General features: G+C 46.9%; 8 protein-coding genes. 3 read left to right on the top strand and 5 right to left on the bottom strand.

All coding sequences use genetic code 11. From position 1 onward, the window contains the following. Positions 1-7: 7 nt before the first annotated feature. On the bottom strand, positions 8-2,191 hold the full coding sequence (nirB, locus tag MHB43_RS04915; RefSeq protein ID WP_221818822.1) for a nitrite reductase large subunit NirB: 2,184 nt from the start codon (positions 2,189-2,191) through the stop codon (positions 8-10). 426 nt (positions 2,192-2,617) lie between these two features. On the opposite strand from nirB, the gene MHB43_RS04910 reads away from it, so the two are divergent. Beyond that, positions 2,618-3,847 carry a NarK/NasA family nitrate transporter gene (locus tag MHB43_RS04910; RefSeq protein WP_076213570.1) on the top strand — a complete coding sequence of 410 codons (1,230 nt, stop codon included), beginning with the start codon at positions 2,618-2,620 and terminating at the stop codon, positions 3,845-3,847. Between the two features lie 128 nt (positions 3,848-3,975). Here the strand turns inward: MHB43_RS04910 and fabF are convergent, their stop codons facing one another. Next, the gene (gene fabF / locus MHB43_RS04905; protein ID WP_221818821.1) at positions 3,976-5,214 is read right to left on the bottom strand and encodes a beta-ketoacyl-ACP synthase II; all 1,239 of its coding nucleotides are present in this window, start codon (positions 5,212-5,214) and stop codon (positions 3,976-3,978) included. 138 nt (positions 5,215-5,352) lie between these two features. Here fabF and MHB43_RS04900 point away from each other — a divergent pair, with 138 nt between their 5' ends. Both MHB43_RS04900 and MHB43_RS04895 read left to right on the top strand, forming a co-directional pair. Next, on the top strand, positions 5,353-6,216 hold the full coding sequence (locus tag MHB43_RS04900; protein WP_221819288.1) for a helix-turn-helix transcriptional regulator: 864 nt from the start codon (positions 5,353-5,355) through the stop codon (positions 6,214-6,216). Positions 6,217-6,365: 149 nt separating this feature from the next. After that, complete coding sequence (locus MHB43_RS04895) at positions 6,366-7,040, top strand: response regulator transcription factor (RefSeq protein WP_221818820.1); 675 nt, start codon at positions 6,366-6,368, stop codon at positions 7,038-7,040. 19 nt (positions 7,041-7,059) lie between these two features. Here the strand turns inward: MHB43_RS04895 and MHB43_RS04890 are convergent, their stop codons facing one another. The 3 genes from MHB43_RS04890 to MHB43_RS04880 all read right to left on the bottom strand — a co-directional run bounded on the left by MHB43_RS04890 (position 7,060) and on the right by MHB43_RS04880 (position 12,846). Further along, the gene (locus MHB43_RS04890) at positions 7,060-10,278 is read right to left on the bottom strand and encodes a response regulator (RefSeq protein WP_405131468.1); all 3,219 of its coding nucleotides are present in this window, start codon (positions 10,276-10,278) and stop codon (positions 7,060-7,062) included. 193 nt (positions 10,279-10,471) lie between these two features. Further along, complete coding sequence (locus MHB43_RS04885) at positions 10,472-10,777, bottom strand: PAS domain-containing protein (RefSeq protein WP_339182119.1); 306 nt, start codon at positions 10,775-10,777, stop codon at positions 10,472-10,474. A gap of 71 nt (positions 10,778-10,848) precedes the next feature. Continuing rightward, complete coding sequence (locus tag MHB43_RS04880) at positions 10,849-12,846, bottom strand: methyl-accepting chemotaxis protein (RefSeq protein ID WP_339182116.1); 1,998 nt, start codon at positions 12,844-12,846, stop codon at positions 10,849-10,851. Positions 12,847-13,065 lie beyond the last annotated feature (219 nt).

Here is a 13,065-nt window from a genome sequence, read left to right as displayed (position 1 = left end):
CTTTCATCTATATATCAGCTTGAAGTGTAGCTGCCAGTTCCTTCTGTAACTGGTCATCCAGCAGCGTTTCCCGAATGGACATGAATCCCAATCGTTCCGTCCATGCCCATAACGGCTCATCATACCAAGCGGTTTGGCGATACCATTGAAGGCAGGCTGATGCGAGTGCTGCCGCTTGCACCTCTGTTTCAGCCACCCCGAGCAAGCCACCTTGTTTGACCGGATGCTCTGCATGACCACCTGCATAGATCTCCCACCCAGCTGGGGAAGCCAGCAAGCCAATATCCTGCACCAGTGCGCTCACCAAGGATCCCGGTCCTGGTGCGACGCCTATATTCACGGATGACGGCATCGCTGCACCGACCCAACGCATACGAAGTTGTGCAGCCAAGCTCCCTGCATCCCTTGCATAGAATGACAAGGGGATATGATCATCCCAGCGCACCTGAACCTCTGAGTGACCTTCGATCTCATCATCCCTTGAAAGTTCAGCCTGATTTCCATTCCGTTTAACTATCCGATATTCCTTATTCATGATCTCTCTGTCATTAATCGATCGATTGGATACCTGTAAGTAATAGTCGATCACAGGACGACATACCACGCAGCCAAACTCCGAACCCCAACCCAGCTTCTGCAAGATCAAAGATTTGTCTGGTAGGTCTATCTCCATAACAACGATGTCATCCAGCATTTCCTTCAGTTCTGCATGCCCAAGCTCCGTACAACTGCACACAGGCATTGGAGCAGGTTTATCCGGTGTGGCGACCACTCCAGTACCCCCGTTATTTTTCAGATTATGCGTATGTTTCAACAGTGCAGCCACCATCGGGCGACAGCCACCACATGAACCCGACGCCTTGGTCTGCACCTTCACCTGATCTGCCGTCTCGAGACCCTGTTCCTGAATAGCTTTCATAATGGCAGCCTTGGTCACATTGTTGCAAGCACATACGGTTTCCTGAGCGAGTAATGCCGCAGCAGCCATCTCAGCCGGGTCCGGGGCCCCTTCACGCGGAGCCAATTCCGCTACATCCGCACCTCGTTGCACCAGTCCAAGCAAAGCCGTCCCTTCAGCTGTATCTCCAAATAAAATGGCGCCGCGCACTTTGCCAGCCTGCATCAGTACTTTTTTATATGTGCCTTGAATGCCATCCAGATGTTGAATTGCAGTCTGTATGCCTTCCCCACTGATCTCACCCGCCGAGAAAACATCAACCCCCGATACCTTCAACTGTGAGTAGGGAATAGATCCTTTATATTCAGGCGTTTCCTGACCACAGAGCGTACGTGCGAGCACTTTCCCCTGCTCATATAAAGGAGCCACCAGCCCATAACTGATTCCCCGATGTTCGGCACATTCCCCAACTGCGTAGATATCCGGTACACTAGTACGCATATAATCATCCACCATGATTGCCCGATTCGTAGCGATTCCGCTTCGTCTAGCCAGGTCCACATTCGGCCGAATCCCAACAGCGACAATGACAACCTGAGCTTCAAGCTTGGAACCATCTGTAAAGAGCAGCCCCTGCGCCTGCGATCGTCCGGTAATTTTCTGCGTATTTTTAGCCAAAAGAAAGGACATGCCCTGCCTTTCGAGTTCCTCCTGAAGCATCGCGGCAGCCTTCTGATCCAACTGCCGGTTCATAATGTAATGTGCGTTATGGACCACCACAGCTTCCATGCCCAGATGCAGCAACCCGCGCGCAGCCTCCAACCCAAGCAATCCACCACCAATGACTGCGGCCTTGCGATATGTTTTGGAATAATCAGACATGCGCGTACAATCATCAATCGTTCGGAAGGACATGACCCGCTCTTTATCAATTCCCGGAATCGGGGGGATAAAAGGTGAAGACCCTGTCGCCAGAATCAGGACATCATAGGTTTCTTTTAGTCCGGATTCAGTCTCTATATATTTTCCACGGGTATCAATGCGGTGTACCGTTTCACCTGTACATAGCCGGATATGATGCTCGGCATACCAGGTCCAATCATTGATAATGATATCCTGTAACGAATGCTCGCCCTGCAATACTTTTGATAACATGATCCGATTGTAGTTGGGACGGGGTTCATTACCGTAGATTACAATCTCATACGTATCAGGCTCCAGTGCAATGATCTCTTCGACACACTTCACTCCAGCCATACCATTCCCGATAATCACCAGTTTGCTTCTGCTCATGGGCTGCCCCCCTATCTCTCTCACCTGAAAATAAACAGAAAAATCCCTTCTCCATGATTCGGAAAAGGGCACCGTTGCCTCAGGAATCCACACGCCTTTGTGTAGATTCATATTAGATTCAGATTAAGGGAATCTGAATCTAATGTCAACTAAATTAACATTAAAAATGCGAATTACGATTAAAAAATGAATTATTTAAAATTACATGTAATTTTTGTTGACATACACATTTTCTCTTGATTATAATTTGAATCAAAATCACAGTGCTGTGATCAACTCAGATGCGGGAACACAATGACGTGTACCGCCTGTCGGCAACGGGGCCGCAAATCGTTCATATCTGGACGAATTGCGGCCTTTTTCTGCCTTAACAAGCACATAGACAAATCATGAAGATCTCAATTGGATGAGGAGCGATGATGGATGATGGAGAGCAAAAGTTTTTGGAAAAGCGGGCATAAGCCCACCCTCTTCGGGGCGTTTATGTATTTTGACATCAGTTTTATGATATGGGGGATGCTGGGTCCACTCGCAGTTGTCATTGCATTGGACTATCCGATGACTCCACTGGAAAAGGCCAATCTGGTCGCATTGCCTATTCTCGGCGGCTCTATCCTGCGCCTTGTGCTTGGCTTCATGTCTGATTATATAGGTCCGAAACTAACCGCACAGATCGGGATGCTCGTCACCTTAGTTCCTTTGTTACTCGGCTGGTTATGGGTCGACTCTTTAAGCCAACTGTACGTGGTGGCACTCTTGCTCGGTGTTGCAGGTGCCTCCTTTGCTGCTGCGCTACCTCTGGCAGGCCAATGGTATGGCAAAGAGCATCAGGGTCTGGCGATGGGTATTGCCGGGGCGGGTAACAGCGGAACCGTACTCGCGACGTTGTTTGCCAATCGCTTGGCTACGCATTTTGGCAGCTGGGAAGTTGTGTTCGGACTTGCTATTATACCGATCGCTATTGTATTCATCCTCTTTTCTATCTTTGCCAAGAATAGCCCTAACCGGCCTGAACCCAAGAAATTGTCCCAATACGGAAGTCTGCTTAAACAAAAAGATGCTTGGGTATTCTGTGCCTTCTATTGTGTGACCTTTGGCGGCTTCGTTGGATTATGTAACTATCTCACCATCTTCTTCAACACCCAGTATGGACTCTCTCCTGTTCGTGCCGCTGACATTACCACCTTCTGTGTAATCGCAGGCAGTTTCTTCCGACCTGTAGGGGGTTATCTGGCGGACAAAATTGGCGGAACCCGCATGCTAACTTTCCTGTACACAGGAGCCTGTATTATGCTAATTGGCGTATCCTTCATGCCACCTCTGCCTGTAGTGGTAGTCATGCTGTTCCTCGGTATGATGTGTCTGGGAGCCGGAAATGGCTCCGTGTTTCAACTGGTTCCGCAACGGTTCGGCAACGAGATTGGTCTGATGACAGGTATTGTAGGTGCCGCTGGCGGATTGGGCGGGTATGCACTGCCGCTGATTCTCGGTCAACTGTACAGCAGCTATCAATCCTATACACCAGGTTTTGTCATTCTTAGCCTGATTGCAGCAGCTTCCCTATTCCTGGTTCTCTTCATGCAATCCCGCTGGCGTGTAAGCTGGTTGAGCCGAGGCAACAAAGGCATGGCGGAATCGACGTCCCTCTCTTCGTAAGGCGTACAACCACACGGTCGTTAACCAATGGTACGGTGTATGTGGATGATCCCGAAGTCGAAGTAACCAAAGAACAGCGTAGCCTGATGGGGCTGCGCTGTTCTTTCTACTTAAGCCTGTCTTTTTGCTTAAGATGAATACTTTTGAAGAACAATAACCGCATTATGACCGCCAAAACCAAAGGAATTAGACATCCCAATCCGCAACTCTGCTCTTCTTGCCTCGTTTGGTACATAATCCAAATCACATTCGGGGTCCCTCTGCTCCTGATTGATAGTTGGAGGAATGATACCATGCCGCAGGGTTTGAATAAGCGAGATCGCTTCCGCCCCGCCTGCTGCGCCAAGCATATGTCCCGTCATGGACTTATTCGCTGTGACCGGAATATCATAGGCACCTGTCCCGAAAAGTTGTTTGATCGATCTCGTCTCGGACAGATCACCTGCCTCTGTACTGGTGGCATGAGCGTTAATCACATCAATGTCCTCAGGTCCAATCTGAGCCTCTCTCAGTGATGCTTTCATCGCCAGATATGCCCCCCGCCCTTCCGGGTGGGTAGCTACCATATGATACGCATCCGAACTGGCACCATATCCAATCACTTCGGCAAGAATGTTTGCTCCTCTTCCCAGTGCATGAGACAGTGATTCAACGATTAGAATTCCAGCGCCCTCCGCCATGACAAAACCGTCTCTCCCCGCATCAAATGGACGGCTTGCTGTTTGGAACGCTTCATTTCGTGTAGACAACGCTGTCGCATTACCAAAGCTTGCCAGTGACACCTCTGTTACAGCAGCTTCTGTTCCTCCAGCAATAATAACATCGGCTCCGCCATGACGGATTAACCGGAATGCCTCTCCTATGGCTGTATTGCCAATGGAACAAGCCGTTACGGGCGACAATGTCGGTCCCCAACAACCAAACCTCATGCTGACCATAGCTGCCGCCATATTGGATATCATCATGGGTACCAGTGTTGGGCTGACTCGCGCAGGTCCCCGATCGGACAGGACCTTGCCTTGTTCCATCAATGTCTGGATGCCGCCTATGCCTGAACCAATATATACACCTACCCGTTCACGGTCCAGTTCATCCATCACAAGACCCGATTGTGATACAGCCTGATCCGCAGCAGCAACAGCAAATTGAACGAATCGATCCATGCGCCTTGCTTCCTTGCGTCCAAAACGCTCTTCACCATCAAAATCACGGACCACGCCAGCGATTCTGGTTTTGTACGAAGCTGTATCAAAATGTTCTATCGGTGATACACCTGATCTGCCCTCAATTAATCCATTCCAGAATGTATGTACATCATTTCCCAAAGGAGAGATGACTCCCATTCCCGTAATCACGACTCGTTCCATGTCCATCCTCCTTCAGCGCTGTTGTCTACCTTAATCTTACGCTCTGCCACTAATAGTGCACTTTTGAATATCCTATTACAAGTTGTCAATTATAATAGTATAATGACTACCATGATAACGAGGATTGAAGGTGATGGATTGAACTACGATGTCAGGTTACAGGCATTGTCCACTTTTCTGAAAACACAGCGTTCCAAAATTTCTCCCGAATCGGTCGGTTTACCCACTGGAAGTCGGAGAAGAACGCCTGGGCTGAGAAGAGAAGAGGTTTCCCAACTGGCAGGAGTGAGTACAACATGGTATACCTGGCTTGAGCAAGGTCGGGATATTCAGGTATCCCATTCCGTATTGGATAACATTGCTTCAGCACTAAGGCTTACTGCGGATGAACGAAAATATCTGTTTTCGCTCGCCATGGAGCATCATTCGGAGCTGCCTACGCCGGAGGAAGAACCTGTTCAACTTCACCCTTCCTTGCGGAAAATTTTGCAGGAACTTCAATATTGCCCTACGGTGATTTCGGATCGACGTTGTTACATCGTCGGCTGGAATGACGCAGCCCGCCATGTTTTTATGGACTTTGAACAGATTGCCCCCGAACAGCGGAATATGATCAGTCTGTTATTTGATCGAAAGGAATTTCGCAGGCTTGCGGTGAACTGGGAGGACTTTGTTAGCGGATTTCTGGCGATTTTCCGTGCCTATTATGGTCAGTATGTCGATGATGAGTGGTATAATTTATTTCTGGATGACATGATGAACAGACATCCTGATTTCCATACCCTTTGGAAACAAAGCAGCGTCAGCAGTGCTCCGGATGTCTTAATCGAATTCAGACATTCCAAAGCAGGCAAAATGTTGTTTGATCTGACTTCGTTGCAGGTTCAAGGCAGCTCCGATCTGCGTTGCAGTGTCTACACGCCGGCACCAGAGACCGCTACCGAGCGTAAACTGATGCGCCTGATCGAGCGTGAAGCAGATTCACATGTTGGCAAGCTTTGACTCAGAATCTCAGGTCTTGCCCAATCATGTTAGAATCCTGACATCCTTTTGTTGCATATTTTAATTATCAGGGTATACATGATCAAGTATATTAAGCTAACCCATGGATCCTAGACCTTCTACACGAAGTCGATTCAGAAAGGAATATCATGACCAAAGTGCTTATCATTGAGGACGATAACATGTTAGGAGATACATTATCCCTGTATTTGCAAGGTGAGGGGTATGATGTTATCCGTGTCGCTAACGCAAGAGATGGTCTTCTACAACTTCAAGCGCGGCCTGATATCCTGCTACTTGACCTGTTGCTCCCTGATTCGGAAGGCAAGAATCCCTGTTCTCTCATGCGTCAGCATACAGCAATTCCCATCATCGTCATCTCTTCGTTAACCGAAGTCTCGGAGCGAATTCGATCATTAATAGATGGAGCTGATGATTATGTATGCAAGCCTTTCAGCATGCAGGAAGTGAAAGCACGTATTGAGGCTGTATTACGTCGTTACTCCATATTGAACAGCTCCATTGTCACTGTACAGGATTGCGGAATTTCTCTCGATTTGGCTCGGCGAGCCGTCCTGTTGAATAACCAGCGAGTGGAGATGACATTCTCCGAATTTGAGATCATGAAGCTATTTGTCCTCAATCCCGGCAAAGTCTACAGTCGTTATGCCTTGATTGAAGCCATTCGTGGTATTGATGCTTATATTAATGATCGCACCATCGATGTACACATTACCAAGCTTCGTAAAAAAATTGAAGAAAACCCGAAAAACCCCCAATATATTCAAACCATCTGGGGGGTCGGATATAAGTTCACACCTTAACACATCAGCTTCATTCATGTCACCAAGGCAGAGACCCGGTAATGATATCAATCTCTTTTTGTACCTTCTCCAAAACCGAACTCAGTTCCTCTTCTTCGAATAACGAACGGGACAAAAGCGATTCCAGTTGAAGAATTAGACGTAACAGCTCCACTGCATGCAGATTGGCAGCCACGCCTCGGAGAGAATGAACGCTGCGGATCGCACCAGCAATCTGCTGCTGGCGAAGTTGAGTGGTCAGTTTGTTCTGAAACGAGTCATACTCCATCCTGAATTTCGTGAGCGCATATTGCAGAATATGTGGCTTGCCGTCCATCTGCCTGATCGCCTTATCTACATCAATTCCGCTAATCTTCCGCATACCTCTCAGATCAATCCATGTTGCCAATATGTCTGCCATCTGTTGTTCATGGATGGGTTTGGTCAGGATGGCATTCATCCCAGCCTCCATACATCTCTCATGATTTATTTGTAGAGCATTTGCTGTTATAGCGATTATGGGTGTACGATCATATTCCCTCATCTTGCGAATATGTCGCGTTGCTTCCACTCCATTCATGTCAGGCATGTACAGATCCATTAGAATCAATTCCCATACTTGTTCGTCTAACTTTCTCAGAACCTCTGTGCCACTGGCTGCCAGCGTCACTTGGAACCCCTTATGTTCCAGCATCGCCCGAATTGCCAGTTGATTGATCTCATGATCCTCAGCTATCAGGATATGTCCTTTCTGATCAAGCGAATAGGGATCGTCGCCTTCAGCCAACTGACTTTTGGCCAGCGGACCTTCACCCTGAAGTGCAAGAATGACTTCGAATAATCCCAGACGTGTAATCGGTTTGACCATCATGATATCAGGGTGCACGGATCTCTTCTCAATCCACAGCGCATTTTCGCTAAATGCCCGTGTGTACCCCAACACCTGAATTTTCGTTCGATCCAATCGCTTCATGAAGTTGTCCCATAACGAACCGTTGACTGTGTCTTCTATATCCATATCCAACATGATCAACATCGCTTCGGCTTCAGGAGTATACCCACCACTCTCCATCATATGGTTCAAGGAAGTATACAGCGTCGGATTCATCCCGAATGAATAGAGCAGCTGCTTCAGGTTTTCGCCCATCCGTTCATCATCTTCAATGATAACCACATCATTCGCACCATATAGGAGAGGGTGTGTATGCAGGGAGAAACTCTCTTCTTCTTCCGAATCTGCAAGTTCAAATATCAAGTCGAATGAAAATAGACTGTACTCTCCAAGCACGCTGTCCACCCGCAAGTCTCCTCCCAATGAGGTTACCAGCAGGTAACAGATGACCAGCCCAAGTCCAGAGCCACCATATGTTCGATAAGTGGAAGGCTCCGCTTGTGTAAAAGGGACAAAAATATGCTCCAGTTGTTCAGATGAAATTCCAATCCCCGTGTCTTCGATCTCAAAACGAACCTGAACTCGCTCGGCCTCCAATGAAATTACCTCTGCCTGCAAGATAACATATCCATGTTCTGTGAATTTAATCGCGTTACTGAGCAGATTTAATAACACCTGCTCAAGTCGAAAAGGATCACCAATTACCGTTAATGGCAGATCAGGGTCGGTCTTAAAGATGACTTCGATCTCCTTGTACCCGAGGGCCACACCGATCTGATCTGCCACACGCTTGAACACATCCTCTGGTGCAAAGGGTACTTTCTCCAAAATCAGTTTACCTGCCTCCATTTTCGAGAAATCAAGAATATCATTCACCAGAGTAAGCAGGGTTTGTGAGGACGCATTGATTTTACTCAAATAATCTAATTGTTGTGAGGTTAGATCTGTCCGTTGCAGCAACAACGAAAAGCTGATAATTCCGCTCAGTGGGGTACGAATCTCATGACTCATGAATGCGAGAAACTCACTCTTTGCCTGACTGGCTTTGTCCGCCTTGACACGTCGGTACTGATCCGAGATGTCATGAATAACTGCCTTGACTTTCTCGCACGAGTTAGGGGCCTTTACAGGGTATAGGTGAACCCGAACATGCTGTTCTTTTCCCTTCCCAACAATGAGACTCAATTCCGTATCCTGAGGTACATTGTGGTGTAAAACTTTTTGAAAAGATAACACCCAGTTCGCCGACTGCTCAATGAATATCAATTCTTCAAGCTCACGGCCCATGACTTCATGCCTATCGAGATCAAGAACATCCAGAAATTTCTGATTAACTGACACCACACATCTGTTGCCATCCAAACCGACAAACCAGTCTGTCGACACTCGTTCAAGTGTCCGGTAACGCTCCTCACTCTCTTGAACCCTTCGTTTAACTGCTCTGTGTTCTGTAATATCAAGTCCATACCCTATGACATACTTCACCATACCTTCTTCTCGCAGCGGACGAAGCTTCACCAGTGAATAGTAACCTCCATGCTCAATCTCGTAAAAGAAAGACTCCCCTTTCCATGCCCGGTCGAACTGCTTCCGCAGGAACTCTATCTTCTCCTGAGGTAAAATGTTCAACGTACCCAACGTGTAATCTTGCTTCAAACTACTCATATCTAGTCCCAGTTGAGAGAGCATCTGCCCTTCAAGCAGAAGATATTCAAATTTCCCATTCTGTTTATGGATTTTGAACGTGAACCCGGGCTGCATACGAAGCATTTCGAGCATCTCCTGATCCCTCTGAATGACCAATCTCCTATATCGATGATTTTGGTTCAGATAATACAGGAATAATATAACGGACAGTAGGCAGATACATTGAAAAAAGAGAATCTGCCCCATCATCAGCAGAGAAGGGGAATTTGTCTTTAGTACAGAAAACTCATACAAAGTAATCAGCAGCAACGCTCCGGACAACCACTTCTGCATAAATCCCCTGATATACTTAAAGATCAGACATATGGCTATAACAAATAACAACTCAGTCAACGCATACTGCCAGTTCTCCAACAAGGGATTACGCCCCATATTAATCCGAAACATCCACATGAATGCAAAAGTAACGAAAGCAGAGCCACTCCCACCAAAATAAGCAGCAAGCAGATACACAATGGCCCGGAAATTCAACAATGTACCATCTTCAAGCACAATAGAGAAATAATAGAGCGCCGTGCCCAACATGCTCAGCGTAACACCAATAATGATCCGAGTCGTGATGGATGTTGAACGGGTAGCATTTGTATGATTCAGATAGTGATGAATTAGGAAAAGAAAGCTCAAAATCAGCGTAAAATTCAGTACAAGATCGCGTAGCAAATGGTCACCATCCAAATTACGAATTCAGGAATTCATGCACTCAATGAATATTGCCGGATTCACGGCCGCAGTTCCCCAGTATTCAAATCATAGTATGCCGTGCTCCCTTATTCAATTGACGATATTGACCATTTTTTAGAAAATTACTGATCCTTTCAGCTAACATACTCTTATCGCTAGATGACGTTTTTTCTCATGAAAGTTCATCATTAAATATACTGATATAAAAGAGAGAGTCATCCAAATGTACCGATGTTATGGTGACCTGAGCTTCCCATACTTCCTGATCAGCCTTCATTAGTTTGGCTACGCCGGACCAGGTCTGGTTCCCTCTCCAGTGGGTATCCATCAGCAATCGGGCAGGCTGACCTATGGTGCTTTCCCGTGAGAATCCTGTTTTGGTTACATAAACGGAATTCACATCCAGAATCACACCCTCCTCATCTGTAATCATGACCGCATCCGTTAGCAGTAAGAAGGCTTTGAGTTCCAGTTGCATGGTTGTCCACTCCCTCTAATGAAACATGATGTGATGCTGTCCCTGTGTGATACTCTCTTCTACGATCCCTTTTAATACTTAAACTGTCTAATCAGGCGCTGTAGCTCTTCAGCCAGGGTAGACAAGCCCCGAGCCGAGGAAGAAATCTGCTCCATCGCTGCCAATTGCTCCTCTGAGGAAGCAGCCACTTCTTCGGAGGCCGCGGCGTTGCCTGAAGCAATACCTGCCAGTTCATTGGACACAGCAGATACTTCCTGTACACCTGCTGTGATCTCTTGCGACGTGGCAGCAATCTCTTCAATCTGAGGTGTCGTTTCCCGCATGCTATCCAGAATGCGTTCAAACTTCCGAATGGCCTCTGTCGAGATTTCCATACCCTCTCCAACCTCTGTGGTCACTTTCTCCATCATGCGAACGGAAGCAGCCATATCTTCCTGTACTGCTGTGGTTAGCACGGTAATTTCATTGACGGATTGCCCGGATTGCTCTGCCAACTTGCGTACCTCCGCTGCTACAACGGCGAATCCATTCCCATGCGTACCTGCACGAGCTGCTTCAATGGATGCATTCAGCGCGAGCAGATTGGTCTGCTTGGCTATATTTCCGATTAACTCCGTGATCGCTGAAATTTGGTGTGATCGTTCATATAACGCGTGAATCAATTGGTTTGTCTGTTCTACCGTCTCTTGAATTGATTGCATCTGACTCACCGTCTGTTTGACGGTGTTGCCGCCTTCTTCCGCTTGTACCGTTGTATGTTTCGCCAAATCAGCGACATGTATGGAACGTTCGGCGATTCGTGTTATCCCAATTGTTATTTCATTCATGGCCTGATGGTTGTGGTCAATACCTTCAGTCTGTTTCTCGGCACCACTCGCAATTTCCTGAATGGCTCGCGCGACCTGCTCACTGGCCGCACTGGTTGATTCCGCACTCTGAGTCATCTCATCCGATGAGACGACAACCTGGCTTGTACTGTTTTCCACATTTTCAATCAGCACACGCAGATTGTGCTGCATTTTGTCAAAGGCATCACTCAGTTCACCAATCTCATCATGGCTTGTGCTAGTAATCGTTTGGGTAAGATCCCCTTCACTCACCTGGATCGCCTGATCCTTCAACTGACGAATGGGTCTAATGATGGATCGCATCACAAGCCAGATAATCACAATACCAACAACGAGGCAGGAGACAATCACCATAATCATTCGTTTTAGAATCGGTGCTGCCGCATCGTCTACCTCAGAAGAGAACATGGTGCCAGCGACCTTCCATCCCGTGGATGCATTCGTGGCGTAATACATCACTTTATCCGTTTGATCAACGGTATAGTTGAAGTTGCCCGATTCATTCGCATACACCGGTTTCCAAAAATCCTCTGTTGCATCTGTTCCGGGTTCTACCGTGGGATGGTAGATATACTTTTCGCTGGCATCCAACAGGATCAGATATCCCTGTTCTCCCACGTTAATTCCACTCACCAAGGTACTGATATTCGACAGATTCAGATCCAGCTGAACTACACCAGATTGGTCATTCAATGCCTTGGCGATGGTGATGGTGATTTCGTTTGTCTCGGCAGAAATATAAGGGTCTGTAACAATGACCTGCTCTGGAGTACTCATCGCTTCTGTGTACCATGGTCTTGTTCGCGGATCGTAATCTTCAGGCATTTCCGCATCGGAGGACATCAGGTAGACACCGGCTTCTGTTCCCACTCCTATGGTGATGATGTCTTTGTTCTGTGCAGCGTACCCCTTCAATTCGTTCACAACCCGAACCTCTGCATCTTCTTGACGTAATTCCTCTGCGAGTGCATTCGCATAATATTCAATGTGGTCGCGCTTGGCATTAATCGAAAGATCGATGGTCGCACTGGCAAGGTTCACGTTTTCCATTGCACTATGTAGAATTTGCTTCTCAACTTCATTCTTCGCACTGTTATAAGACAAAACTCCAATACTGAACGATGGAATGGCCAAGAAAGCAATAAAGGACACCACCAGTTTCGTTTTAAAGTTATTAAGGATCTTGTTGAACCAATTCGATTTGCTATTTTTGGGGGACAAATTTCTCTACCTCTTCCAGAATTAATTTAGTTTTACTTGGTCTAGCTCTCTTAGATACAGAGCCCTCCTTCCTCAAGATATTAAAAATTAGGTCCTGTCTCTCGAAAAAGACAATTTTCGCACTAGAAATATTACTTAAATCTCTTAATTTATAATCCTAAAGAACTACTTTCAAACAAATTATACGAAAAAACTATTAAATAAAGTAACCCAGCGATA

Source organism: Paenibacillus sp. FSL H8-0317 (genome assembly GCF_045040685.1).
Classification (GTDB): Bacteria; Bacillota; Bacilli; order Paenibacillales; family Paenibacillaceae; genus Paenibacillus.
The sequence above is the reverse complement of the archived record's forward strand: the minus strand, read 5'-3'. Positions and strand labels throughout refer to the sequence as shown.